This window comes from Arthrobacter sp. NA-172 (assembly GCF_043952055.1).
GTDB lineage: Bacteria > Actinomycetota > Actinomycetes > Actinomycetales > Micrococcaceae > Arthrobacter.
The window spans coordinates 1,062,002-1,087,867 of the sequence record NZ_JBINOT010000003.1 but is presented as its reverse complement, the minus strand read 5'-3'; the positions used below and the strand labels follow the sequence as shown (position 1 = coordinate 1,087,867).

Genomic DNA, 25,866 nt, shown 5'->3' with positions numbered 1-25,866 from the left:
GGTAGCTGGCCGAAGGTGGAACCGTCATATTTCTCAATGTCCGGTCGCGGTGGTATTTGTACCGGGCCTAGTTTGTTCCGGTGAGCAATTCATCCAACACTTCGACTTCCGCCGGAAAGACTGCGTCCCGGCTTCCCAAGTGGACAACGTCCTTCGGCGTCCAGATCATCGCAGCCTTGGTGATCGGCCTGGCTCTTGGCCTTCTGGCCAAGGCCACCGGCAGCACCACCAAGGCGCCCAACGGGCTCGGCGCTACCCTGCAGACCATCGGCTCCAGCTACGTCTCGCTGCTGCAGACCGCCGTCGTACCGTTGATCTTCACTGCTGTGGTGAGTTCCATCGCGAACCTTCGCCAGGTCTTCCAATGCGGCGAAACTGGCGTGGAACACCTTGCTCTGGTTCGCCATTACCTCGCTCATCGCTGTGATGATCGGCATCGGGCTGGGCGTGCTCATGCAGCCGGGCGCCGGCACCGGCATCACCAAGAAGGCTGAGTACGCCGGAAAGACGGGCGACTGGTGGGCATTCCTCACCGGCCTCTTCCCCAAGAACTTCCTTGGCCTGGGTGCCAGCACCAGCGTCACTGACGGCGTTGCCAGCACCTCGATCAGCTTCAACGTGCTGCAAATCCTCGTGATCGCCATCGCCGTCGGGGTCGCCGCCCTCAAGGTCGGCAAGCAGGCCGAGCCGTTCCTGAACCTCAATGCGTCTGCCCTGGCAGTGATCCAGAAGGTTCTCTGGTGGATCATCCGCATCGCTCCGTTGGGCACCATCGGCCTGATCGGCAACGCTGTTGCGGTGTACGGCTGGGACACCATCGGCTCGCTCGGCAAGTTCACGGTGGCCATCTACGCAGGGCTGGCTTTGGTGCTGTTCGTGGTCTACCCCATCCTGGTCAAGACCCACGGGCTCTCGATCAAGCAGTACTACTCCGGCGTGTGGCCTGCCGTCCAGCTGGCATTCGTCTCGCGTTCCTCGATCGGCACGCTGCCGCTCACGCAACGCGTCGCCGAGCGCAACCTCGGAGTTCCCCAGGGTTACGCTTCCTTCGCCGTTCCGCTGGGCGCCACCACCAAGATGGACGGTTGCGCCGCGATTTACCCGGCCGTTGCTGCGATCTTCGTGGCCCAGTTCTTCGGCATCAACCTGGACTTCAGCCAGTACCTGCTGATCGTGGTGGTATCGGTTCTTGGATCCGCGGCAACGGCGGGTACCACGGGCGCCGTCGTCATGCTCACGCTGACCCTTTCCACGCTGGGACTGCCGCTCGCCGGCGTCGGACTCCTCCTGGCGATCGACCCCATCCTCGACATGGGCCGCACTGCCGTCAATGTGGCGGGCCAGGCGCTGGTTCCGGCAATTGTCGCCAAACGGCAGGGAATCCTTGACGAATCGCTCTACAACGCGCCCCGCAAGGGAACGGCGTTCGCGGCCGACGACGACGCACAGTCGCCGGCGCCGGCCGACGACCCTCGCGAACTCGCAGCCGCCAACGCCTAGCGACAGCTCACCGCCATGAGGACAAATCCCCCGGGAAACTCCCCGGGGGATTTGTCCTTTTAACGGGGTGAAACGGGGAATTCTGGATAGGCTCGGTCCATGCTGATCGTCACCTCAAACAAGATTCCGGGCCACAGGATCGACGCCGTCTTCGGCGAAGTCATGGGCCTCACTGTCCGCTCACGGGATATCGGCGCGCAGGTCATGGCCGGATTCCGGTCCCTCGGCGGCGGCGAACTGCCCGAAATGACCAAGGCACTGTATGAAAGCCGTCAGGAAGTCATGGCCCGCATGGTCACCGAAGCGCAGCAGCGCGGTGCCAATGCGATCGTGGCAATGCGCTTCGACACGTCCGAAATGGGGGGCAACTGGACCGAGGTGTGCGCCTACGGGACGGCCGTCTTCGCTATCCCCCTCGCGGAAGGCGAACCCGGCGCCACGGGCCAGTCGATCTACCTGACCAGCGCCGCCGCACAGCAATCCACCCAGCCCACGACGCCGGCCGCACCGGTTGCGCCCGCCCCGCAAACTCCGCAGCCGCCTTTCCAGCAGTAACGCGGCCGAAGCCCGTCCAGCAACAGCTGGCGATGCACCGGGGTCGGCTGGCGACGCACCAGCAACGGCTGGCGACGCACCGGCGTCGTCGGCCGTTTGCTTGATGGGCAAATATTTAACTTGCTCAGAGTGCAAAGTTGCACTTAGTGTAAACAGGTGAGCATTTCCGATACCGCTGCCCTCCCCTCACGCCGTGAGCAGAATAAACTGGCGACCCGCCGGGCGATCGCGGATGCAGCCCTTGCGGTGTTGCGCAGAAGCGACGTTGGCAACTTCACCGTTGAGGACATCGCCGAAGAAGCCGGGGTTTCCCGGCGCACCTTCTTCAACTACTTCCCCAGCCTCGAGGCCGCCTTGGCCTCCGTGACCGAGGGCTTCCTGGACCACGCCCTGGAACAATTCCGCTTGCGCCCCGCCGACGAGCCCATCCTTGATTCCGCCCGCGCCGCCCTGATGGCGCTGGCAGACCCTATGACCGTCTCCCCCATGGCCGAACTCTTCAGCCTGACCCAGGACAACCGGGCCTTGGCACGTTCCGAACTCGAAGCATGGGACCACTGCACTACCCAGATCATCGACGCCGCCCGGCATCGCCTCGGCCCCGAAGCCGAGGAACTCTATTTGCGGGCCCTGGCAGGGTCCGTCATTTCCTGCGGCAAGGCAGCCATGAGCGTCTGGTTCGAGCAATACGGCCCGGATCTTTCAGCAGCATCCCTCGCAAGCCTGCGGCAGCACTTAATCGACGCAATCGGCCTGCTCGGATCGGGCTTCACGACGGCGGCCGCCCCCGGCGCCGTCTCCGGCGGCACGCCATCCCGTACCGCCCACCCCACGGCATAACCCCACACTCGGCTTAACCCCACACCGAAAGATCGGTTCCGACATGGCACTCCTGCTCTACCGTCTAGGCAAGTTCTCCTACCGTCACCGTTGGCTGGTGATTTCCCTCTGGCTCGCAGTGCTCGTGGCGGTGGGCGGTTCCGCCGCAGCCTTCCACGGCGCGATGTCCAACAACTTCCAGATCCCCGGCACCGAGACCCAGCAAATGCTGGACAAGCTCAAGAAGGATCTGCCGGCTTCCTCCGGCGGCTCCGCGGGGATTGTCTTCGAAGCCGGCGACGCCGGATTCAACCAAGCAGGCAAGGACGCCATTGCGTCGGCCCTCGCCAAGCTGGAAACAATGCCGGACGTGCAGTCCACGGTCAATCCCTTCACCACTCAGGCCGCACTGGACAAAGCACCGTCCGATCTGGCTGCCGGGGAACAGAAAGCTGCCGCCGGGCAGGCTGAGTTGGACAAGGCCAAGGCCACCCTCGACGCCGGTGACGCCCAGCTCCAGGCCGCCGAGCAGCAAATGACGGCCGCCGGCATGCCCGCCGCACAAATCGAGGCTCAACTTGCCACGCAGAAGGCCGAACTCCTGGCCGGACGCCAGAAGCTCGATGCAGGCCAGAAGCAAGCCACTGACGCCGCCGCCACCCTTGCCTTGGCCAAACGCCAGGTGACCGCTTCGCAGGGCATGCGCTTCGTCTCCACGGACGGTAAGGCGGCAATCGCCCAGGTTCAGTTCAAGACCTCCATCAACGGCCTGACCCCCGCCGTCCGGCAGCAAGTCCAGGACATCGTCCATGGAGTTTCTTCAGCAGGTATCACCGCGCTTGCTAGCAAGGAAATCACCGAGGACGTCTCCCAATTGTTTGGTGTCTCCGAAATCATCGGCATCGCCGTCGCGGCCATCGCCCTCATCGTCATGCTGGGAACCCTCGTCGCCGCGGGGCTGCCGCTCCTGATGGCAATCATCGGCGTGGCCGTGGGTGTCGGCGGCACGTTCGCGCTTACCAGTGTCATCGACATGAGCTCCATATCCCCGATGCTCGCGCTCATGCTGGGACTCGCCGTCGGCATCGACTACTCGCTCTTCATCGTCAACCGCCACCGCGGACAGCTGCTTTCCGGAATGGATGCCGAGGAGTCTGTCGCTCTGGCCACCGGCACCTCCGGCAACGCCGTCCTCTTCGCCGGCCTCACGGTCGTCATCGCGCTCGCTGCACTGGTGGTTCCCGGGCTCCCCTTCCTGGCTGTCATGGGCCTGTCCGCAGCGGCGACGGTGGCAGTCGCCGTCGTCGTTTCCCTCACGCTGACCCCCGCAGTGCTCTCTCTGGTGGGGCGCAAACTGATCTCCAAGCGGGCCTGGGCCAAAGCCGAGCGCCACAATGCCGAGCCGAACCACGCGACGGCAGACCGCGCCGCGGACCAGCGCCGGAGCAGCCGGGGTTGGGGCGGCCTGGTCACGCGCCACCCCGTGGCCTCGCTTCTTGCAGGCGTGGTGTTGCTCGGGGTGCTTGCCCTACCGGCATCCCAGCTTCGTCTGGCGTTGCCCGACGGCGGTTCGGAACCTGTTGATTCGCAGGCATTCAAGGCGTATGACCTCACCCGCACGAGCTTCGGTGAGGGCATGACCGGACCCATCGTGGTGGTGGGCTCATTCCCGGCCGGACTCAGCGACGAGCAAGCGAAAACCAAACAGTTCGACGTCGCGGACAAGCTGCGCAGCGTCAACAACGTGGTGGCGGCCGTGCCGGTGGCCATCAGTCCGGACCACCGCACGGCCGTCTTCCAGGTCATCCCGAAGGACGGACCCGCGAGTGCCAGCACCGTTCAGGTGGTCTCGGAGCTGCGAGCCAAGGGTTCCGAAATCCAGCAGGCCACAGGCGCCACCATTGGATTGACGGGGCAGACAGCGGGCAACATCGACGTCTCCGCGAAGCTCGGTGCCGCGTTGCCGCCATACCTGGCGATCGTCGTCGGACTCTCGCTGATCCTCCTGTTGCTGGTGTTCCGCTCGATCGTGGTTCCGCTGCTCGCGACCGGCGGCTTCCTGCTCTCGCTCGCTGCAGCCTTCGGCGCGGTGGTGGCGGTATACCAGTGGGGCTGGTTGGGCACAGTGTTCGACGTTCCCAACCCCGGAGCCGTGCTGAGCTTCCTGCCGATCATCCTGATTGGTGTGCTGTTCGGCCTGGCCATGGACTACCAAGTGTTCGTCACCTCCGGCATGCGCGAATCGTTCATACACAGGGAGAGCGCGAAGCAAGCGGTCCGAACCGGCTTCAGCCATGCCGCCGCTGTGGTCACGGCCGCCGCCATCATCATGGTCAGCGTGTTTTCCGGGTTCATCTTCAGCCACCTGACGATGGTCCGGCCGCTCGGTTTCGCGATGGCGTTCGGCGTGCTTGTGGATGCGTTCGTGGTGCGGATGACGATTGTTCCGGCCGTGATGTACCTGTTGGGCGAGAAGGCCTGGTGGCTGCCGCGCTGGCTGTCCCGGATCCTGCCCGACGTCGACGTCGAAGGCGCCAAGCTGCAGCGCTCGACGCCGGCAGGCCAGGTAGAGGAACTGGTTCACTAAGAAGGTGGTTGAGCGTCGGGGGGACTGCGCCGCGTACTACGCTTGAGCCGTGACCCGATTGATCTTGGCTTCCCAGTCCCCTGCCCGCACCAAGCTCCTCACCGACGCCGGTATTCACCACGAAGTACTTGTCTCTGACGTGGACGAGGATGCGGTGCAAGCCCGGTATGGGGTGACCGACGCGCACGACACCGCGCTGCTCCTTGCCCGGGCCAAGGCCGAAGCGGTCGCCTCTTTGCCTGACTCAGACGGGGCCCTCGTGATCGGCTGCGACTCGGTGTTCGAGTTCGACGGCGAATCGCACGGCAAGCCTTACACCGCCGGTGTTGCCAAGGAACGCATGCTTCGCATGAGCGGCTCCAGGGGCGTACTCCACACAGGGCACTGGCTGGTGGACTGCCGGGAAACCGCAGCCGACCTGGACGATAGTGACACGGAAGAAACGGCAGACGGCACCGGCGCAACGGTCGGGGCGGTATCCAGCGCCGAAGTCCATTTTGCGGAGATGAGCGAGCAGGACATCGACGCCTACATCGCGACGGGCGAACCCCTCCATTGCGCGGGTTCGTTCACGATCGACGGCTTGGGCGGGGCTTTCATCCGCAAGGTCGACGGCGACCCGCACGCCGTCGTCGGGCTCTCTATCTCCACGCTCCGCGATCTCCTCGGCCAAGCGAACGTGGCCATCACTGAACTCTGGAGCCGCCGCGATGACGAACCGGCGTCATCATGAACCGCGGTTTGTAGCAACCCTACAAAGCTGAGCCGCTTCACACACGGAATCCCCCATCAATATGGGCGGAACCCTCAAAATCACGCTAGGCTCCCTGAAGGACAGAAGGAGTCAACTTGTCAGCTAATCCGGTGCAGCCCATTTCCAGCCCTCTCACCAAGGTCTTGATAGCCAATCGAGGCGAAATCGCGGTCCGTATTATCCGCGCCGCCCGGGACGAAGGCATCGCCTCCGTGGCCGTCTACGCCGATCCCGACCGTGACGCCCTGCACGTCCGGCTAGCAGATGAGGCCTACGCACTGGGCGGCAACACCGCTGCCGAGTCGTACCTCGTCATGGACAAGTTGATCGAGGTCGCCAAGCAGTCGGGCGCGGACGCCATCCACCCCGGCTATGGCTTCCTTGCCGAAAACGCGGAATTCGCCGCAAAGGTCATCGACGCCGGCATCACCTGGATCGGGCCGTCCCCGGACGCCATCTCGGCGCTGGGCGACAAGGTACAGGCCCGCCACATCGCCGAAAAGGTCGGCGCTCCCCTGGTTCCCGGCACTGCCGACCCCGTCGAATCGGCTGACGAGATCCTGGCCTTCGCCCAGGAGTTCGGGCTCCCGATCGCCATCAAGGCCGCCTACGGTGGTGGCGGCCGCGGTATCAAGGTGGCCCGGACCATCGAGGAAATCCCTGAACTTTTCGAATCTGCCGTGCGCGAGGCCATTGCAGCCTTCGGCCGCGGCGAATGCTTCATCGAACGCTTCCTTGACTCACCCCGCCACGTCGAGACCCAGTGCCTCGCCGATGCCTACGGAAACGTTGTTGTGGTGTCCACCCGCGACTGTTCCCTCCAGCGCCGCAACCAAAAACTCGTCGAGGAAGCGCCAGCGCCGTTCCTGAGCGCCGAGCAGAATGAGCGCCTTTACGAGTCGTCCAAGGCCATCCTGAAAGAAGCCGGCTACCTGGGTGCAGGAACCTGCGAGTTCCTGGTAGGCCAGGACGGCATCATTTCCTTCCTCGAGGTCAACACACGTCTCCAGGTGGAGCACTGTGTTTCCGAGGAAGTCACAGGCATCGACCTGGTCCGCGAGCAGTTCCGCATCGCCCGGGGCGAGAAGCTCGGCTATGGCGATCCCGAGGTCCGCGGCCACTCCTTTGAATTCCGCATCACCGGCGAGGACCCGGGCCGCAACTTCATGCCCGCACCTGGCACGATCAGCACGCTGAAGAACCCCACGGGTCCCGGCGTCCGCATCGACTCCGGCGTCGAGCAGGGCGACGTCATCAGCGGGAACTTCGATTCCATGCTGTCGAAGCTGATCGTCACCGGCGCCAGCCGCGAACAGGCCCTCCAGCGTTCCCGCCGGGCCCTTGAGGAAATGGTGGTCGAGGGTATCCCCACCGTCATTCCTTTCGACCTCGCAGTGGTTACCGATCCGGCGTTCGCTCCTGCTGAAGGTCCGTTCCAGGTGCACACGCGCTGGATCGAGACCGAGTTCGTGAACAACATCCCCGCTTGGACACCAAATGGCGCCACTGAATCAGCCGACGCCGGTGAGCGCCAGCGCGTCGTCGTCGAGGTTGGCGGCAAGCGGCTGGAAGTTGTCCTCCCGGCAACTCTCGGCTCGGTTTCCTCGGCTTCCAGCGCGGGCGCCAAGGGCGCGAAGGTCAAGAAGCGTTCCCGCTCGGCGGGTGCCGCGGCGGCCGCAGTGGGCGGCAATGCCCTCACGTCTCCGATGCAGGGCACCATCGTCAAGGTAGCAGCGGCCGACGGCGATGTGGTTGCCGAAGGCGATCTGATCGTGGTTCTCGAAGCCATGAAGATGGAACAGCCCCTCACCGCCCACAAGGCCGGCACTATTCACGGCTTGGTGGCCAAGGCAGGCGAAACCGTCTCCGCAGGCGCCGTCATCGCGACGATCGAAGACTAAACAGTAGTTAAATGGATTCGGCCCCGCACCAATGGTGCGGGGCCGAAGCCGCTTAACTCGGGCCTGCTAATTCAAGATCAGGCGACGTTGTTCTCGTAGTCCGTGTCCTTGGTTTCCTTGGACAGGGACAAGGCCAAAATCGTCAGCACAGCCATGGCGCTGAGGTAGACGCCTACCAGGACTGTGCTTCCCTTGGCCGATTCCCAGAGCCACACCGCGATGAACGGAGCCACGGCCGCACCGAGGATGCTGGACATGTTGTAGCTGACGGCGGAGCCGGTGTAGCGGACGTTGGTGGGGAACAGTTCCGGAAGGAGCGCGCCCATGGGACCGAAAGTGAGGCCCATCAGCGAGAATCCGAGGATCAGCAACGCCATGGTCCCCACGAAGCCGCCACTGAACAACGGCACGAAGAGCAAGCCGAACACCAGGATTCCCGCCGTCACGGCCAGGAGCATCTTGCGGCGGCCATACTTTTCGGCGAGCGGACCGGCCACCAGGGTGAAAATGCCGAAGAAGACGACACCGGCAATCAGCATCCAGAGGAAGTCGTTCCGGCTGAATCCCAGGCCGGGGACGAACGCCGCAGCGGCTGCTTCTGTCATCGGTTTGCCGGCTTTCACCGCGGCGGCCTGCGCGCCCGCCAAAGTGGGCTTGGTGCCATAGGTCAGCGTGAACGTGGTCATCAGGTAGAACAGCACGTAGGTGGCAAGCATGATGAAGGTGCCGAGGATCAGCGGGCGCCAGCTCTTTTTGAACACGCGCCCGATGGGCAGCTTGGCCACTTCATTGGACTCCAGCACCTTCGTGAACGCAGGGGTTTCGATGAGTTTGAGCCGCACATACAGGCCAAGGATCACCATGATGGCGCTGAGCAGGAAGGGCACGCGCCATCCCCAAGCAGCGAAGGCTTCCGGGGTCAGGGTGTAGCTGAAGACCAGGAAGATGATGTTGGCCAGGATGAAGCCGATCGGCGCACCCATCTGCGGGAAGGTTCCATAAATGGCGCGTTTGTTGGCAGGGGCGTTCTCCGTTGCAAGCAGCGCGGCGCCGCTCCATTCACCACCGAGGGCCAGGCCCTGTGCGAAGCGCAGGACTACCAGCAATGTGGGGGCCAGGAAGGTCCAGCCCGGGACCTGCGCCGTGGGGAGGCAACCGATCAGGAACGTGGCAATGCCCATGGTCAGGAGGGACGCAACCAGGGTTCCCTTGCGACCGAACTTGTCACCGAAGTGGCCGAAGATGATGGAGCCGAGCGGCCGGGCGACGAATGCGACGCCGAAGACCGCGAAAGAACTCAGCAGCTGGGTGGTCTCGTCAGCTGTCGGGAAGAACAGCTTGGGAAAGACGAGGACAGCAGCCGTGGCGTATACGTAGAAATCGTAGAACTCGATGGACGTGCCGATGAGGCTGGCAAAGATCACCCGTCCCCGCGAGTTGACCGGCTTGACTGACTCGCTTTCCTTGGATTCAGCGATGGAAGACATGTAATGGATGCTTTCGTTCACGCCGGCCCGGCGTCGCTGAGCCTGCCGGCAAAGATTATTGAGAGTTCAATAATAGTTCCGGGAATCCAGCAAATGGACAATTAAGTCCAATATGCGGACGCTCTGAAAAGTCTCACCCTGTGGCCTGCACCACATAACCTCACCGTCGCCTCACGCACCGGTGACCCCCGCCGATAGGCAAATGTCACAGCACGTTTACATACCGCGACAGTCCGCGAAACGCGCCCTCCCTAACGTGGAAGCACAACGTCCCCACAAAGGAGGCACCCCGTGACAGTTGACCGAAGCACCGAAATCCTCACCAAAGAGAAGGCGCCCACCGCCCTCGTCCCCGAGCTCGAACACCGCCCCGGCCGCTGGATTGCCAACTGGGATGCTGAGAACAAGGAGCAGTGGGAAACCGCCGGCCGTTCCATCGCCAAGCGCAACCTGTACTGGTCCATCTTCGCCGAGTTCCTCGGCTTCGTCGTCTGGCAGCTCTGGTCGATCGTCGTCGTCCAGCTCCCGGCAGCAGGCTTCAAGTTCGACACCAACCAGATCTTCTGGCTCATCTCAATTCCCAGCCTGGTCGGTGCCACCCTGCGCATCCCGTACACCTTCATGGTTCCGAGGTTCGGTGGCCGCAACTGGACCATCGTCTCGGCCCTCCTGCTGCTGATCCCCACGGCCGGCCTTGCATTGTGCGTCTCCACCCCAGGAACCCCCTTCGGCGTCATGCTTCTGGTAGCGGGACTCGCAGGCTTCGGCGGCGGCAACTTCGCCAGTTCGATGGCAAACATCACTTTCTTCTACCCTGCCCGCGAAAAGGGCTGGGCGCTGGGGCTGAACGCCGCAGGTGGAAACCTCGGTGCCGCCATCGCACAGCTGGTGGTCCCGATCGCCGTCACCCTCCTCGCCGCCGGAACCGTCAACCTGCCCATGGCCGGCCTCATCTGGATCCCGCTCATCCTGGTGGCCGCGTTCGGAGCGTGGAAGTACATGAACAACCTCACCAGCGCCAAGGGTGACGCGGCAGGCTCCATCGCCGCGCTGAAGGAACCACACCTCTGGATCATGGCCTTCCTCTACATCGGCACGTTCGGCTCATTCATCGGCTTCTCCGGCGTCTTCCCCAAGCTGATTCATGACTACTTCCCGGCCTTCTCCTCCTTCCACCTCGGAGCAGTGGCCCTTTCACTCGCGTTCCTCGGTCCGCTGGTCGGCTCCCTGACACGCCCATACGGTGGACGCATGGCCGACCGCATGGGTGGCGCCCGCATGACCGTGGCGGCCTTTGCTGCGATGGCCGTCATCACCCTGACCATGATCTGGACTCTTCCGCTCAAGAACTTCTGGCTCTTCCTGGTCCTGTTCCTGATGCTTTTCACCGCAAGCGGCTTCGGAAACGGAGCGACATACCGGATGATTCCGGTCATCTTCGCTACGTCCAGCCGGGCTGCCCGCTCCGGGGCCAGTCCAGCAAACACCGCCCGCCTCGCATCTTCCTCCCTCGGCCTGATCTCGGCGATCGGCGCCTACGGCGGATTCGTCATCCCCCAGGTGCTGAACGCATCCAGCACCGCCTCCGGGTCCTACACCCCCGCGTTCTATGGCTTCGTGGGCGCCTATGTGTTGATGCTGATCGTCTGCTGGGGCTTCTACCTCCGCAAGGCCGACCGCAACGCGATGGGACACATCTAATATGCCCAATGGCGCCGACACCCACTGCCCGTATTGTGCGCTGCAGTGCGCCATGACCCTGACGCCGGCCGCTCAGCCGGGGTCAGGGGCTGCGCCGCAGCCGGGGACCGGACCCGCGTTGGAAGTAACCGGCCGCGACTTCCCCACCAACCGGGGCGGGCTGTGCCGCAAGGGCTGGACATCGGCGTCGTTGTTGAACCACACCGGACGGGTCACGGAACCCATGCTCAAGGGTTCCGACGGCGTCCACCGGCCGGTGACTTGGGACCAGGCGCTCATGCTGGTCACCGGAGCCGTGAAGCAGACGCGCGCGCAATACGGGGCTGACGCGGTCGGCGTGTTCGGCGGCGGCGGGCTGACCAATGAGAAGGCCTACCAGCTCGGAAAGTTCGCCCGCTTGGCACTCGGTACCTCACGCATCGACTACAACGGACGCTTCTGCATGTCCTCCGCCGCGGCCGCTGGAAACCGCGCCTTCGGGGTGGACCGCGGGCTGCCGTTCCCCGTGGAGGAACTCGATTCGGCGAGCACTATCTTTCTTCTTGGCTCCAATGTTGCCGAGACCATGCCGCCGTTCGTCCAGCATTTGCAGGGCGCGCGGGATTCCGGCGGGTTGATTGTGGCCGATCCCCGACGTTCCGCGACCGCCAAATTCACCGGCGACGGCGGCGGCATCCACTTGCAGCCGACACCCGGCACCGACCTCGCGCTGCTTCTGGGAATCTCCCATGTGGTGGTCCACGAAGGCCTCGCCGACACCGAGTACCTCCAGAACCGCACCACCGGATACCCGGCAATTGCGCGCAGCCTCGCAGCTTTCTGGCCCGAGAGGGTCCAATCAATCACCGGCGTCCCCGCCACCCTTATCCGAGAGACCGCCCGTCGTCTCGCGGATGGCGCACGTCGTGGCGGCAGCTACATCCTGACCGGGCGTGGCGTCGAGCAGCACGTCGACGGCACCGATACGGCCACGGCCGCCATCAACCTCAGCCTGCTCCTTGGCCTTCCAGGACTCTCCCGCAGCGGGTACGGCACGCTGACCGGCCAAGGCAACGGCCAGGGTGGCCGCGAGCACGGCCAGAAAGCCGATCAACTCCCCGGCTACCGCAAGATCACCGATCCCGCTGCCCGCGCGCACGTCGCCAAAGTGTGGGGCGTCGAGGAATCCCTCATTCCCGGCCCCGGACTGCCGGCAGTGGAGCTCTTGAAGTCTTTGGGACAGCCCGACGGCGTCCGTTGCCTTTTCGTGCACGGCGCCAATGTGGCGGTGTCGGCCCCCGACGCCAGCTCGGTGATCCAGGGCCTGCGCAGCCTGGACTTCCTGGTGGTCTGCGATTTCTTCATGTCCGAGACCGCAGTTGAAGCCGACCTGGTCCTCCCGGTCACCCAATGGGCTGAGGAAGAAGGCACCCTGACCAACCTCGAGGGCCGGGTGCTCCGCCGTCGGAAGGCGCTTGCTCCTCCCCCGGGCGTCCGCAGCGAGTTGTGGCTCATGGCCCGGCTCGCCGAGATGCTTGAGGCGCCGTCCACGTTCAGCGACGATCCCGAGACCGTCTTCGAGGAGCTCCGGCTCGCCTCGGCAGGCGGCCTGGCCGACTACTCCGGAATCGACTACGCCATGCTGGATCGTGGAGAAGCCGCCTACTGGCCCTATCCTGCAGGCAGTGTGGGCACTCCCCGCCTCTTCCTTGACAGCTTCGCGCACGCCGATGGGCGCGCGGTGATGGTCCCGGTGGTGCCGCTGAAGCGGTCCCGGCGCTCCGCCGTCGTGGTCGATGATCCCGATCCGCTGACGCTCGTCACGGGGCGGCTGCTGGAACATTACCAATCTGGCGCCCAGACCCGCCGCGTGGCAGAGCTAGCTGCCGCCCAACCGGAAGCCCTCCTCCAGATCCACCCCGCGACGGCGGCCGTCAGGGAAATCTCCGACGGCGACTTTGTCCGGGTCTCCAATGAGCGCGGCGAGGTCCTGTGCAGGGCCGAGCTCAGCAATACCATCCGGACGGACACCGTGTTCCTGCCGTTCCATTTCCCCGGATTGGGCAGCGCCAACCGGCTCACTGAGGCGGTCACGGATCCCATTTCCGGCATGCCGGAGTTCAAGTCCAGCACGGTCTGGGTCCGGAAGGCGGCACTACCGGAGGTCGAACCGGCGTTGGCTGCCCAGTTGGCTGTGCTCTCCACAGCTGTGCCAGCGTCGGGCGGCCCGTCAATGTATGTCGGCTCGTCAATGCGGGTCAAGGAGGCATCGTGAGCGAGCGAATTGTGGTCGTGGGGTTCGGGCCGGTCGCGGCCAGGCTTGTGGACGAATTGTTGCCCACCGTGCGCAGCGGCCTTGTCCAGCTGCTCGTCGTCGGCCAAGAAACCGAAGCCGCCTATAACCGCGTCATGGTGGCAGAACTCGGCGTCGGCCGGACCACCGCGGAGGCCCTCGCCATGGCGGATGCTGCCGATTTGGCGGCCGACGGCGTCGAGGTCCGGCTGGGAGTCACGGCCAAACGCATCGACCGCGCACGCAAGCAAGTAGTTCTCTCGGACGGAACCACGCCAGGCTATGACCGCCGGCTTTTCGCGACCGGCTCGCGGCCCGTCATTCCCAATCTGACCGGCATCAATCCCGATCCTTCTCACCCTGTGCTCCCGCTGGGAGTAACCGCGCTCCGTGACGTCCGCGATGCCGCGCAACTGCGCGACACCGTGACTGCGGGCAAGCGCGTGATCGTCCTCGGCGGCGGCGTACTGGGACTCGAAACGGCCTTGGCTGCGGCAGAGGAAGGCGCCGTGACCACCGTGGTGCACAACGGCCCCTATCCGCTGGGCCGCAATATTGACCGCGGCGGCGGAGCCGTTCTCGCGGCGAGCTTGCGCAACAGCGGAATCACCGTGGCGGGCAATGCCCGCTCAACCGCCGTGGAACATAACGGCCCGCACGGCATGTTTTCTGCCCTGGTGCTCGACGACGGATCACGGATCGAAGGCGATCTTCTCGTCCTTTCCTGCGGCGTGCGGCCCCGGATTGAACTGGCCGAGGGATGCGGGCTGCCCTCGGGCACCGGCATCCTGGTGGACCACCACCTGCGCACGTACCACGAGCCGCACATGTTCGCGATCGGCGACTGCGCCGAGGTCCATTGCGCCGATGCCGAGTGCCCTGAATGCCGCACAGCACTGGGGCCTTCCGGTCTGGTGGGTCCAGGCTGGCGTCAGGCGGAGTGGCTTGCCGGGTACCTGATCCTCCTTGCCGAGGGCGGCCAGGATGCTGCAGATACGCTGGCACCGCTGCCGCAGGAGAAGCCCGGCGTCGTGGTCCTGAAGGCACGCGGCATCAACCTGGCCGTCGCCGGCGACAACAGCGCCGAACCGTGGGATGACGAACCCCTTGGGGACATGCCCAGCGGTCAGAAGCGGCGTCAAGTGGCCCAATGGGCCGATCCCGCACACGGCCGGTACGTCAAGATGACCACACGGGGCGGCGCGCTCGAAGGTCTTGTGACCGTGGGCATGCCGCGTACAGCCGCAGAGCTCGTGATGCTGTTTGAACGCGGCTCCGAATTGCCGGCCGACCGTTCACTCTTGCTTCGCCTGGACGGTCCGGACCAGCTGGACTCTTCTGCTTCGAACAATGACCCCCAGCGCACGGTCTGCCGCTGCGCGGGTGTCAGCGGTACGATCATCGAGGAAGCCGTGGTGGATGGCTGCTCATCCGTGCCAGAGGTTTCCAAGGCAACCCGCGCGGGGACAGGCTGCGGCGGCTGCCACGCAGACATCAAGGGGATGATCGAGAGGCACTTTCAGGGGGTGCCTGCGTAGGGGTGACTGGCGACGCGCATCTGGTTCCATGAGGCGCAAAACGACTGGCGCCACTGGAATTCCCGAGTCGAAATAGATTTAGCGCGTCGCCAGTCCGGATGTTTAGATGGCGTCAGTGGCGGGCGATCCTCAAGCCGCGGGATTCGCCCCAGGTCCCTCGCAAATGTGGCACGGCGGTTCAGAATGCAATCTTCTCTGCGTGAGACGTATCCTCGAGTGCATGACGGACGTGGCAATCACTGAAGCGCCAGGCCAGCTGGAATCGATTGTGGCTATGGCGCTTCGCAGCCCCGAACCGGTTTTCCTGACTCGTGAGGGAATTCGTGTGGCCGCTGTGGTTGACGCCGTGGAGCTTGAGCGTCTTTATGAGGCCGTGGAAGACCTTGAAGACATTCGGGCAGCCGCCGCCGCACGGAAGGAATCTGAACGGACAGGGCAAGCGCCGATTCCTTGGAAGGACATCAAGCGCGGCTTGGGTCTGATGTGACCGACCCCCACCACGAAGACCGCGAAAACGAAAAGGGTCCAACGGCAACTCGCCGTTAGACCCTCTACGCGCAGGCACCTACATATGAACGTGCAACCTTCGCGCGGCTTCCGAGATGGAGCCGGTCAGCGAGGGGTACACCGTAAAGGTGCTCGCGACGTCGTCGACGTGCAGTTTCTGCTTGACGGCAACAGCGATCGGGAAGATTAATTCGGACGCGTTCGGCCCGACGACGACGCCGCCGATCACCGTGCCCGAGCCCTTGCGCGCGATGATCTTGACGAAGCCGTCCTTCGAGTTGCGCATCTTGGCACGGGCGTTGCTCAGCAGGGACAGCATGACCACGTCGCCTTGGTACTTGCCTGATTCGAGGTCGGCCTCGGAAACGCCCACGGAGGCGATTTCGGGCGAGGTGAAAATGTTGGAGGCCACTTGGCGGAGCTTGAGCGGCATGACGCCGTCGCCCATGAAGTGCGCAACCGCAATGCGCCCCTGCATGGCCGCGACGGAGGCAAGAGCCAGGATGCCGGTGCAGTCGCCAGCGGCGTAAATGTTCGGTGCCGTGGTGCGCGAAACGCCGTCCACCTTGATGTGTCCGGACTCCGTGACAGCCACACCGGCCTCTTCGAGTCCGATTCCGGCGGTGTTGGGAATGGACCCCACACAGACGAGGCAATGACTGCCCGTCACCACGGAACCGTCGCCCAAAGTGACCCGCACCCCGGTGTCGGTCCTTTCCACGGCTTCCGCACGCGAACGGGACAGGACGCGCACGCCACGGCGCTTGAAGACACCTTCGAGAACTTGGGCAGCATCCGTGTCCGACCCGGGCAGCACCTGATCGCGGCTCGAAATCAGGGTGACGTTGGAGCCAAGACCGTTGTAGGCCGAAGCGAATTCGGCGCCTGTGACACCGGATCCGACGACAATCAGGTCCTCCGGAAGTTCTTCGAGGTTGTAGATCTGCGCCCAGTTCAGGATGCGTTTGCCGTCGGGCTTAGCAGTGGGCAGCTCCCGCGGGTGGGCACCGACGGCCAGCAGGATCGCGTCGGCGGTGACGGTCTTGGTGCCGTCGACGGTGAGGACCTCGATGGTGTGGTTGTCCACGAGTTTTCCCGATCCGGTCAGGATCTCCACGCCGAGGCGCTCCAGGCCTACCCGAATGTCGTCGGACTGTTCGCGGGCGAGGTGCAGGACCCGGTCGTTGATGTGGCCCAGATCGGCGCGCATGCGCGGCGCTACATCGCTGCCGTCGACGGCGAACTTGACTCCCAGCTCCCCCGCCTCGCCGACGCGGGTCATCAGGTCCGCCGTCGCGATCAGGGTTTTGGAAGGAACGACGTCGGTGAGGACGGCAGAGCCGCCGAGCCCCGCGCGTTCGATGATGGTGACCCGGGCTCCCAAGGACGCCGCGACCATTGCCGCTTCATATCCGCCTGGACCTCCGCCCAGGATCGCAATTCGTGGTGAGCTGAAGTCAGGATGCATGGTCACAATGATCAATTCTTACTTATTGCTGCCGGACCTGCCACTAAGCCCCACCTGAGAACGCCCGAAGCGACGCAGGTCACCGTCCAACAGCGCCCTGTTCAACAGCGCGGACGGCACTGTAGCTTGTACCAGTGAGTAACACAGAGCTGATGAACACAGACCCATTCGAAGCCGCCAAAGCCGCGGCTGACTACATCTCAGCGGAAAGCGGGGTCGAATCCCACGACGTCGCACTCGTGCTCGGCTCGGGCTGGGGCGCCGCTGCGGATCTCATAGGGGAAACGACGGCGACCCTCACGGCGTCGGAGGTTCCCGGCTTCCATGCCCCCGCCGTTGAAGGACACGTAGGCACCATCCGTTCGGTGCTGACAAAAGAGGGCAAGCGGGCCCTCGTCCTCGGCGCGCGCACCCATTACTACGAAGGCAAAGGCGTCCGCTCTGTGGTCCATGGGGTGCGCACCGCGGCCGCCGCGGGATGCAAGACCCTGGTGGTAACCAACGGCTGCGGCGGCCTGAACGAGGCCTGGACCCCCGGCACACCCGTGCTGATCAGCGACCACATCAACCTGACGGCGGCCTCTCCCCTTGAAGGCGCAACGTTCGTGGACCTCACGGACCTGTACTCCTCCCGTATCCGTGGCCTTGCCCGCGAAGTGGACCCCACGCTCGACGAAGGCGTCTACGCACAGTTCACCGGACCACACTACGAAACCCCGGCCGAGGTCCAGTACGCCAAGCGAATCGGTGCCGATCTAGTGGGCATGTCCACTGCTTTGGAAGCCATCGCCGGCCGGCACGCAGGCATGGAGGTCTTCGGGATCTCGCTCGTGACGAACCTCGCCGCGGGCATCAGCCCGGTGCCGCTGAGCCACCAGGAAGTCATCGAGGCAGGGCAAACGGCAGGCGCGCGTATTTCGCGGCTCTTGGCGGACATCATTGCCAAGCTGTGAAGCCAAGCTCTGACACAGTCGCCGGGGAGTCCTGCGTCCCGGGACCCTCCGCTGCCGTGTAGGCCATAGAATTTGAGTGATTCTCCGCCAGGGCCACTCAACCGGAAAGGACAGCCGATCGTGACAGCTGCCCCGTTCCGCTTGTTGCGCACGGCACTGATCGGTTCAATCATCCTGGGCTTGGCCGCGGGTGGTCACCTTGCCGGCGGCGGAAACCTTCCCGCACCAGCCATTCTGACGGCACTCGGTGCACTGACAATCCTCCCTGTTGCCGTGCTGACGCGCGTCCGGCTTTCGTTGCGGGCCCTCGCGGGACTGCTAGGGGGCGGGCAACTCTGGCTCCATTGGGCGTTCTATGCCCTATCCGGGGCCTCCTCCGCCGCACCATCGCAGTCCGGGCATGCAGGACATGTTCCGTTTGCGCCGCCCCCCGAAACCGTAGGCGCCATCACCTCGACCCATGCCGCAGCAAGCGACTGGCAAATGCTCGCGGCGCACACCATGGCAACCGTGGGCACTGCGCTGGTGCTTGCTCGCGGCGAACAAGCGCTGTGGGCCCTGGCTGCGTGGTTGCGCCCATTGGTCCAACTGCCCGCTCGAACAGCGATTCAGCCGTTCCGCGCCCCCGCCCCCTGCACGGCCCCGGCTGTGCGTCACCGCAGCCTTCCCTGCCTGCGGCTTCCCTCCCGGCGCGGTCCGCCAGTCCTGATGCCTGCCGCCTAAGACTCTCTCCCCTTTCATATGCGGGCAGAGGGACAGGCGGCAACCCACTGCCTTCACCGGTCCGGACCTTCGTCCGCCCCGGCCCCCAACCGCTTTTCCTTCGTGAAAGGGCACCATTGCCATGAAGACTTCCCACCGCCGTACCCTCAAGACCGCCTGCGCCGCCACCATGGCTGCCGGGCTGCTCGCCGTCGGCGTCTCAGCCGCCTCGGCGCACGTCAACGTTGCTCCCGATGATCCTGCCGCCGGGGGCTCCACGCACCTGACCTTCAACGTCCCCAATGAGTCCCCGACTGCCAAAACCAGCAAACTCGAAGTGTCCCTGCCCACCGACATGCCCTTCAACGAGGTGTCCGTGAAACCCATCGAGGGGTGGAAGTCGGAGCTCATCACCACCACCTTGCCCAAACCCGTCACAGTCGCCGGGGCAACGGTGACCAAAGCCGTCAGTTCCGTGGTGTGGACCGCAGATGCCGCGCACCAGATCGGACAGAACGAATACCAGGCGTTCTCGATCTCGGTAGGTGTCCTGCCCGACGCCGGCACCACTGTCGCGCTGCCGGCAACCCAGACGTACACTGACGGCACTGTCGTGAAATGGGATGAGAAGGCCGTCGCGGGCCAAGCAGAGCCCGAGCACCCGGCCCCGTCGTTCGTGACGACAGCTAGTGACGCTGCGGCGGCGTCTGCCTCCGCATCACCGTCAGCGACTCAGGCTTCGTCCGCTGCGGCGTCGACCTCCGGCGGAGACGCCGGTTCGACGGCGGGCTGGTTCGGCCTTGTGGCGGGCCTCCTGGGCTTGGCTGCAGGCGTCATCGCCCTCGTGCGAACACGCTCGACCAAAGCCAAATAACGCCACCACGAACAACGGAACTGTCTGGGGCAGGCCGAACTGTGACAGTTGACACAACCCTGGACCTCGGTATCCATGCTCTTTGACGATAGCTTTATCCCTATGACATCGAGCGATGCCGCATTTGACAAGTTGATAGCCGACGCCAGCGAATGGGCAGCCCAGGACCCGGACCCGATCACTTCGGCTGCACTGTCCGAACTCACCGGACTCGCCTCCGTGGGCGTCGCGGCAGCCCGTCAGCAGCTTGAAGACAGCTTCAATGGAACGCTGCAGTTCGGTACCGCCGGACTCCGTGCCGCCCTCGGCCCGGGTCCCAACAGGATGAACCGCGTAGTGGTGCGACGGGCAGCAGCAGGTTTGGCGGCCTTCCTCAAGAATGCCGTTGAAGCGGCTTCGCAGGGTGTCGCAGCTTCGCAGGGAACGCGGCCGCGCGCCGTCGTCGGCTATGACGCCCGGCACAACTCGGACGTCTTTGCCGCCGAGACGGCCGCCATTTTCACGGCCGCCGGAATCGACACCTTCCTGATGCCGTCCGCGCTTCCTACCCCGCTGTTGGCCTACGCTGTCCGCGCCCTCGATTGCGACGGCGGTGTCATGGTCACAGCGAGCCACAATCCGCCGCAGGACAACGGTTACAAGGTGTACTTGGGCGGGCGCGCCGTGGAGGAAAGCGGTCAGGGATCCCAGATCGTGGCGCCCTACGATTCGCACATTGCCGAGAGTATCGAAGCCGTGGGCTCGCTGGAGTCCATTGCCTTGGCTGAATCCGGCTGGACCGTTCTTCCTACCTCCATCACCAAGGACTACGAGACCGCGATAGCCGGCTTGGCAGATCCCGCAAATTTCCCGGCCCGCGAGCTGAAGATTGTCCTGACCCCCATGCACGGCGTGGGCGGTGAAACCGCGGTATCGGTCCTTAATGCGGCCGGCTTCACGGATGTTTCCCTGGTGGAAGAACAAGCAGCACCGGACCCCGATTTCCCGACCGTCAGCTTCCCCAATCCGGAAGAGCCTGGCGCGTTGGATCTGGCTTTGGCGGCAGCGGCCCGTTCGGACGCCGACATCGTGCTGGCGAACGACCCCGACGCCGACCGCGCGGCTGTAGCGGCGCAGGACCCGGATACGGGTGCTTGGCGGATGTTGCGTGGCGACGAAGTAGGCGCCCTGCTTGGGGCACATGTGGTGGCCCGGCACGCCGTAGGCGACGGGCGCCAGGGCGAGGGGACGTCAGGCCTTCCGGCGAAGAAGGGAGTGTTTGCCAATTCGATCGTGTCCTCCCGGCTGCTCTCGCGTATCGCGGTTGCGGCTGGCTTCGCCCACGAGGAAACCCTGACGGGATTCAAGTGGATTTCGCGCGTGCCGGGACTCATCTACGGCTACGAAGAAGCCCTGGGGTACTGCGTGGCTCCCGAGCTGGTGCGGGACAAGGACGGCATTTCAGCCTCCCTGCTCATCGCCGAATTGGCCGCAGCGGCCAAGGTTGAGGGAAAGACGATCTTCGACACTTTGGACGAGATCTACCTGGTGCACGGCCTGCATGCGAGCGACCAACTCAGCATCCGGGTAGCGGACCTTGGTTTGCTCGACGCCATGATGAACCGGCTCCGCGCGGATCCGCCGGAATCTTTCGGCGGATCCGCCGTCGAGACCTTTGTTGACCTGGCCCAGGGAAGCGATCAGCTCCCGCCCACGGACGGACTCCTGTACCTCACCAAGGACCTGAGCCGCGTCATCATCCGGCCCAGCGGCACGGAGCCGAAGCTCAAGTGCTACTTGGAAGTCATCAAGCCGGTAGGTTCCGCGGCAGAACTCGCGGAAACCCGGCAGGCGGCGCGGACCACCTTGGACACCATCCTGGCCGATGTCCGCGAGGCACTAGGGCTCTGAGTCGCCGCGGTGACTGGCGTCTGACTAGCTCTTAGACTTCGACTTCGATGAAGCCGTCAATCAAGCGGGTCTTGAAAGCCGGAAGCCGGAGCCCTGGATTGGAATAGCACTCACCGGTCTGAAGATCGTAGACCTCCTTGTGCAACGGCGAGGCGATGGTGGGCCGAGATCCTCTGGACCCTGTGATGCCGCGGGCCATGACGTTGGCCAACGTTGCGGGGTCCTGTTGAGCAACGGCGAACACCTTTTCGGCGTCGAGGCGGAAAAGCGCTACCTGCACGCCGTCGATCAGGGCGGCCTCGCCCCACGCCAGCTCAAGCTCATCCAAGGGGCACACGCGGTGCCATCCTGACGCCGTCGGCGGGCTCAGCAGCTGCTCTTCGCGTTCCAGAATGACAGTCATGTCAACCCCTCCGGCTAGGCCAGCGGCCGGACAAATGCTGTCCCGGCCGTCTGGTTCGGCCGCCTGTTGCAGCCGTACCTTCAAGGTAGGTCGACGGTGTTTCACCCGAATGCAATCAATGTGTCCGGCGCGTAAAAGAGACCTCACCCCCAACGAAATCCAATCGTGACCCAGAAGTTAAGACCACGAAACAAACGGGAAACTGAGGTGAAACTGCCCGTCCGTAGTCTGAAGTGACAAGTTGCGGAGCACATTCTGCGGCGTATGCGAAAGGCCACCCGTGACCGGACACACTTCCACCCCAGAAAACCAGCGCCGCATTGTTGTCGCCGGCGGAGGCCCCGCTGCCCACCGTTTTGCCGACGCCATGCACACCCGCGGTCTCGAGGGCTGGCACGTCACGGTACTGACCGAGGAGGCTCACCTCCCGTACGACCGCGTCACCTTGAGCAAGGCCCTCACCGAGGTAGAGTACGACCTCACCTTGGGCGACGCGTCCATGTGGGAGCACGATGCGTTGGACCTGCGCACTGGCGAACGCGTCACCCGGATCAACACTGAAGCCAAGACCGTGGAAACTGCGGCCGGGAATAGCTACCCCTTTGATCACCTGGTGGTCGCCACCGGCTCGGACGCCGCGCAACTCCCCTTCCCCGGCAGCGAGCTCGCCCATGTCTACCGCACTCTCGACGACGTCTGGGCCATCAACAAAGCTGTTGGCGAACTCACGGAAAAGCTCGGGCGCACCGTCAAAACGGTCACCATAGGCGGCGGTCTCCTCGGTCTGGAAGCCGCGGCCGGCACCATGGAACTCGGTGCCGAAGCCGCCGTCATCAACGGCTCGCGCTGGCTCATGAACGCCCAGCTGGATGAGGGCGCCGGGCAGGCCTTGGGCCGTCTCGTCACCGCCAAGGGCCTGGAAGTCCTCACCGGAACGTACCCCGAAGAAGTACTGTCCGACGACGACGGCCAGGTCACCGGTGTCCTGCTGAAGGACGGCCGGATCATCCCCGCCGACATGGTCATCGCGTCCATCGGGATTCGTCCCCGCGACGAACTGTTCCGTGCCGCCAATGGTCCCGCGGATGGCAACCAGCCGCAGTTCGAACTGGGCCACAAGGGCGGCGTCGTCATTTCCGATGGTTGCGAGACCGGGATTCCCGGAATCTACGCCATCGGCGAGGTGGCCAACTTCGGCGGCATGTGCATGGGCCTGGTGGCCCCCGCGAACACCATGGCCGAGATCGTGGCCGACCGCCTGCACGGCGGGCAAGCGACGTTCCCCGGTTTCGACACCGCCACGAAGCTCAAGCTCTCCGGCGTCGACGTCGCGAGCTTCGGCGACGCGTTCGCCAAGACCGAGCACTCCCTGGAGATCGTCTACGCCGACCCGGCCCGGGGCGTCTACCAGAAGATCGTGACCACCGACGACGCCAAGACCCTGCTGGGGGGCATCTTCGTGGGCGACGCCACCCCCTACATGAGCCTGCGCCCCCTGCTCGGCCGCGAGCTTCCCGCCGAGCCAGGCGCCTACCTCACCGCAGCCGGCGGCGAAGCACCGGAAACCGAGCTCCCCGACGACGCCATCCTGTGCTCCTGCAACAACGTCCCCGCCGGGTCCATCCGTGACGCGATCAACGGCTGCGGCTCCTGCGATGGCAACGCGCCCGTCCAGGAACTGGGCGAGCTGAAGACCTGTTCGCGGGCCGGCACGCAGTGCGGCTCCTGCGTGCCCATGCTCAAGAAGCTCCTCGAAGGCGAGCTGAAGAAGTCCGGCATCGAGGTCTCCAAGGCACTCTGCGAGCACTTCAGTCTTTCGCGCCAGGAACTCTTCGACGCCATCCGTGTCCTGGAATTTGACCTCCTTCGAGGACATCCTGGCCAAGTACGGCTCTGGCGCCGGCTGCGACATCTGCAAGCCCACCATCGCGTCGATCCTGGCCAGCCAGAACAGCGAATACGTCCTGGGCGCCGGACGAGGCACCCTGCAGGACACCAACGACCGCGCCCTGGCCAACATGCAAAAGGACGGCACCTACTCCGTGGTCCCCCGCATTGCCGGCGGCGAGATCACGCCGAAAGGCCTGGGCGTCATTGCAGCCGTCGCGGAGAAGTACGGCCTGTACACGAAGATCACCGGCGGCCAGCGCATCGACATGTTCGGTGCCCGCCTCGAGCAGCTCCCGGAGATCTGGAAGGAACTCGTCGACGCCGGCTTCGAGTCCGGCCAGGCCTACGGCAAGAGCCTGCGCACGGTGAAATCCTGCGTCGGCTCCACCTGGTGCCGCTTCGGCGTCCAGGACTCCGTCGCCATGGCCATCAACCTGGAACTGCGCTACCGCGGACTACGCAGCCCCCACAAACTCAAAATGGGCGTCTCCGGCTGCGCCCGCGAATGCGCCGAAGCCCGCGGCAAGGACGTCGGCGTGATCGCCACGGACAAAGGCTGGAACCTCTACGTCGGCGGCAACGGCGGCTTTCTCCCCGCCCACGCCCAACTCCTCGCCCAGGCCCTGGACGACGAAACCTTGATCACATACATCGACCGGTACCTGATGTACTACATCCGCACCGCCGACCGCCTCCAGCGCACCGCCCGCTGGCAAGAAGAACTCGACGGCGGCCTCAAACACGTCGAGGACGTCGTGGTCAACGACTCCCTCGGCATCGCCGCCGAACTCGAAACAGCCATGGCCCGCCACGTGGACAACTACCAGGACGAATGGGCCGAAACACTCAAAGACCCCGAACGCCTCCGCCGCTTCCGCTCCTTCGTCAACGCCCCGGACCAAAAAGACGAAGCCATCGCCTTCGTGCCGGAACGCGGCCAGATCCGACCGGCCACGCAGGAAGAGAAGGGCGCTGTCCTCATCGCTACCACCATCCCCGTCCGCGGCCAGGACTAAGGAGCAAAGCCATGCAGCTCACCATCGACCTCACAGGCCGCGACGTTCTTGTCATCGGTTCGGCCAGCGCCGCCCGGCAGGCGATTCGCCGCTACGAGGCCGCGGGCGCCGTCGTCTACCGGCTCAGCACCCCAAACGGTGCTGAAGGTGACGGGCCGCTGCCCGAACGCCCCTTCCTGGTCGCCGCGGTAGACGATGGCCAGCCCGGCTGGGAACCTCTGCTCGAACGCTGCCGGAATACGGGGATCCCCATCGCCAGCGAACCGGCAGCGGGCGAGCCGGGACACGTTACGCTGGTCGGCGGCGGCCCCGGCTCCCTCGAGCTCCTCACGGTCGGCGCAGTCAGCGCGTTGCGGGACGCCGACGTCGTCTTCTATGACCGCCTCGCCCCCTACCAGGAACTAGCGGCGCTGACCACCGGCGAACTCATCGACGTCGGCAAACGCCCCGGACACCATAAGGTCGCCCAACGCGACATCGAACAACTGATGGTGGACACCGCCCTCGCCGGCAAGAATGTGGTCCGGCTCAAGGGCGGCGACCCCTACGTATTCGGCCGCGGTGGCGAAGAAGTCGCCGCCTGCGTCGAGGCGGGCGTTCCCGTCCGCGTCATCTCCGGCGTGACCAGCGCTATCTCCGTCCCGGCGGCCGCCGGCATCCCTGTAACCCACCGGGAGGTCAGCCACATGTTCACGGTAGTCTCGGGCCATGCACCCCTGACCGAGAAAGAACACCTGCATCTGACAGGTCTCGGCGGGACCATCGTGGTCCTCATGGGCATCGGCACCCTCCCCCAACTGGCCGCCGGACTCAGCCGGGCCGGGATGGACCCGGCAACGCCGATGGCAGTCGTCGAACGCGGCTACCGCCCGGGTCAGCGCACCACCATGGCCGAACTCGGTACCATCGTCACTGCAGCTGCAGACTGCACCAACCCGGCGGTGCTGGTGATCGGCGACGTCGTCCGGGTAGCCGAAGCCAACCGCAATCAGGTCGAAGCCACCGCAGACCTGGACCGCCTCGCAGCTTCACTCCTTGAAGCCTGAAAG

Annotated in this window: 17 protein-coding genes and 2 pseudogenes; 16 read left to right on the top strand and 3 right to left on the bottom strand. The window is 64.7% G+C overall.

Annotated features, from left to right (window positions below; translation table 11 throughout):
• The first annotated feature begins 80 nt into the window (after positions 1 to 80).
• The 6 genes and pseudogenes from ACF0H6_RS19160 (at position 81) to ACF0H6_RS19135 (ending at position 8,116) form a co-directional block, all read left to right on the top strand.
• Positions 81 to 1,500, top strand: a pseudogene (locus tag ACF0H6_RS19160) (dicarboxylate/amino acid:cation symporter).
• Between the two features lie 99 nt (positions 1,501 to 1,599).
• Positions 1,600 to 2,055, top strand: a complete 456-nt coding sequence (locus ACF0H6_RS19155; RefSeq protein ID WP_395251047.1) for a YbjQ family protein — start codon at positions 1,600 to 1,602, stop codon at positions 2,053 to 2,055.
• 156 nt (positions 2,056 to 2,211) lie between these two features.
• Positions 2,212 to 2,895, top strand: a complete 684-nt coding sequence (locus tag ACF0H6_RS19150; RefSeq protein WP_395251046.1) for a TetR family transcriptional regulator — start codon at positions 2,212 to 2,214, stop codon at positions 2,893 to 2,895.
• Between the two features lie 43 nt (positions 2,896 to 2,938).
• Entirely contained in the window at positions 2,939 to 5,461 is a 2,523-nt protein-coding gene (locus tag ACF0H6_RS19145; protein ID WP_395251045.1) for an MMPL family transporter, read from the top strand.
• A 49-nt stretch (positions 5,462 to 5,510) separates the two neighbouring features.
• The gene (locus tag ACF0H6_RS19140; RefSeq protein ID WP_395251044.1) at positions 5,511 to 6,194 is read left to right on the top strand and encodes a Maf family protein; all 684 of its coding nucleotides are present in this window, start codon (positions 5,511 to 5,513) and stop codon (positions 6,192 to 6,194) included.
• Positions 6,195 to 6,310: 116 nt separating this feature from the next.
• Positions 6,311 to 8,116 (top strand): acetyl/propionyl/methylcrotonyl-CoA carboxylase subunit alpha, encoded by a 1,806-nt coding sequence (locus ACF0H6_RS19135; RefSeq protein ID WP_395251043.1) that lies wholly within the window; start codon positions 6,311 to 6,313, stop codon positions 8,114 to 8,116.
• 77 nt (positions 8,117 to 8,193) lie between these two features.
• On the opposite strand, the gene ACF0H6_RS19130 is transcribed toward ACF0H6_RS19135, so the two are convergent.
• Positions 8,194 to 9,603, bottom strand: coding sequence for an MFS transporter (locus ACF0H6_RS19130; protein WP_395251042.1), 1,410 nt, complete (start codon positions 9,601 to 9,603; stop codon positions 8,194 to 8,196).
• 291 nt (positions 9,604 to 9,894) lie between these two features.
• On the opposite strand from ACF0H6_RS19130, the gene ACF0H6_RS19125 reads away from it, so the two are divergent.
• The 4 genes from ACF0H6_RS19125 to ACF0H6_RS19110 all read left to right on the top strand — a co-directional run bounded on the left by ACF0H6_RS19125 (position 9,895) and on the right by ACF0H6_RS19110 (position 15,601).
• Complete coding sequence (locus ACF0H6_RS19125) at positions 9,895 to 11,304, top strand: MFS transporter (protein WP_395251041.1); 1,410 nt, start codon at positions 9,895 to 9,897, stop codon at positions 11,302 to 11,304.
• Position 11,305: 1 nt separating this feature from the next.
• Complete coding sequence (locus tag ACF0H6_RS19120; RefSeq protein ID WP_395251040.1) at positions 11,306 to 13,558, top strand: molybdopterin oxidoreductase family protein; 2,253 nt, start codon at positions 11,306 to 11,308, stop codon at positions 13,556 to 13,558.
• Positions 13,555 to 15,114: an FAD-dependent oxidoreductase gene (locus tag ACF0H6_RS19115; protein ID WP_395251039.1), complete on the top strand. Its 1,560-nt coding sequence runs from the start codon at positions 13,555 to 13,557 to the stop codon at positions 15,112 to 15,114. Before ACF0H6_RS19120 ends, ACF0H6_RS19115 begins: the two co-directional genes overlap by 4 nt.
• A 220-nt stretch (positions 15,115 to 15,334) precedes the next feature.
• Entirely contained in the window at positions 15,335 to 15,601 is a 267-nt protein-coding gene (locus ACF0H6_RS19110; RefSeq protein ID WP_395251038.1) for a type II toxin-antitoxin system Phd/YefM family antitoxin, read from the top strand.
• 78 nt (positions 15,602 to 15,679) lie between these two features.
• Here ACF0H6_RS19110 and ACF0H6_RS19105 read toward each other — a convergent pair whose 3' ends face one another.
• On the bottom strand, positions 15,680 to 17,095 hold the full coding sequence (locus tag ACF0H6_RS19105) for an NAD(P)H-quinone dehydrogenase (protein ID WP_395251037.1): 1,416 nt from the start codon (positions 17,093 to 17,095) through the stop codon (positions 15,680 to 15,682).
• A 146-nt stretch (positions 17,096 to 17,241) separates the two neighbouring features.
• On the opposite strand from ACF0H6_RS19105, the gene ACF0H6_RS19100 reads away from it, so the two are divergent.
• The 4 genes from ACF0H6_RS19100 to ACF0H6_RS19085 all read left to right on the top strand — a co-directional run bounded on the left by ACF0H6_RS19100 (position 17,242) and on the right by ACF0H6_RS19085 (position 21,508).
• The gene (locus ACF0H6_RS19100; RefSeq protein WP_395251364.1) at positions 17,242 to 18,042 is read left to right on the top strand and encodes a purine-nucleoside phosphorylase; all 801 of its coding nucleotides are present in this window, start codon (positions 17,242 to 17,244) and stop codon (positions 18,040 to 18,042) included.
• Between the two features lie 120 nt (positions 18,043 to 18,162).
• The gene (locus tag ACF0H6_RS19095) at positions 18,163 to 18,765 is read left to right on the top strand and encodes a hypothetical protein (RefSeq protein ID WP_395251036.1); all 603 of its coding nucleotides are present in this window, start codon (positions 18,163 to 18,165) and stop codon (positions 18,763 to 18,765) included.
• A 121-nt stretch (positions 18,766 to 18,886) separates the two neighbouring features.
• The gene (locus ACF0H6_RS19090; RefSeq protein WP_395251035.1) at positions 18,887 to 19,618 is read left to right on the top strand and encodes a YcnI family protein; all 732 of its coding nucleotides are present in this window, start codon (positions 18,887 to 18,889) and stop codon (positions 19,616 to 19,618) included.
• A 102-nt stretch (positions 19,619 to 19,720) separates the two neighbouring features.
• The gene (locus ACF0H6_RS19085; RefSeq protein ID WP_395251034.1) at positions 19,721 to 21,508 is read left to right on the top strand and encodes a phospho-sugar mutase; all 1,788 of its coding nucleotides are present in this window, start codon (positions 19,721 to 19,723) and stop codon (positions 21,506 to 21,508) included.
• A gap of 31 nt (positions 21,509 to 21,539) precedes the next feature.
• Here the strand turns inward: ACF0H6_RS19085 and nirD are convergent, their stop codons facing one another.
• Positions 21,540 to 21,911, bottom strand: a complete 372-nt coding sequence (nirD, locus tag ACF0H6_RS19080) for a nitrite reductase small subunit NirD (protein WP_395251033.1) — start codon at positions 21,909 to 21,911, stop codon at positions 21,540 to 21,542.
• Positions 21,912 to 22,191: 280 nt separating this feature from the next.
• Here nirD and nirB point away from each other — a divergent pair.
• A pseudogene (nirB, locus tag ACF0H6_RS19075) lies at positions 22,192 to 24,817 on the top strand (nitrite reductase large subunit NirB).
• A gap of 11 nt (positions 24,818 to 24,828) precedes the next feature.
• The gene (gene cobA / locus ACF0H6_RS19070) at positions 24,829 to 25,863 is read left to right on the top strand and encodes a uroporphyrinogen-III C-methyltransferase (protein ID WP_395251032.1); all 1,035 of its coding nucleotides are present in this window, start codon (positions 24,829 to 24,831) and stop codon (positions 25,861 to 25,863) included.
• The last annotated feature ends 3 nt before the right edge of the window (positions 25,864 to 25,866 follow it).

Excerpts from the sequence above, each read along its gene's own strand:
- ACF0H6_RS19155 (WP_395251047.1), top strand. The coding sequence starts at position 1,600 with ATGCTGATCGTCACCTCAAACAAGATTCCGGGCCACAGGATCGACGCC.
- ACF0H6_RS19145 (WP_395251045.1), top strand. The coding sequence starts at position 2,939 with ATGGCACTCCTGCTCTACCGTCTAGGCAAGTTCTCCTACCGTCACCGT.
- ACF0H6_RS19130 (WP_395251042.1), bottom strand. The coding sequence starts at position 9,603 with ATGTCTTCCATCGCTGAATCCAAGGAAAGCGAGTCAGTCAAGCCGGTC.
- ACF0H6_RS19120 (WP_395251040.1), top strand. The coding sequence starts at position 11,306 with ATGCCCAATGGCGCCGACACCCACTGCCCGTATTGTGCGCTGCAGTGC.
- ACF0H6_RS19110 (WP_395251038.1), top strand. The coding sequence starts at position 15,335 with ATGACGGACGTGGCAATCACTGAAGCGCCAGGCCAGCTGGAATCGATT.
- ACF0H6_RS19100 (WP_395251364.1), top strand. The coding sequence starts at position 17,242 with ATGAACACAGACCCATTCGAAGCCGCCAAAGCCGCGGCTGACTACATC.
- ACF0H6_RS19090 (WP_395251035.1), top strand. The coding sequence starts at position 18,887 with ATGAAGACTTCCCACCGCCGTACCCTCAAGACCGCCTGCGCCGCCACC.
- ACF0H6_RS19085 (WP_395251034.1), top strand. The coding sequence starts at position 19,721 with ATGACATCGAGCGATGCCGCATTTGACAAGTTGATAGCCGACGCCAGC.
- nirD (WP_395251033.1), bottom strand. The coding sequence starts at position 21,911 with ATGACTGTCATTCTGGAACGCGAAGAGCAGCTGCTGAGCCCGCCGACG.
- cobA (WP_395251032.1), top strand. The coding sequence starts at position 24,829 with ATGCAGCTCACCATCGACCTCACAGGCCGCGACGTTCTTGTCATCGGT.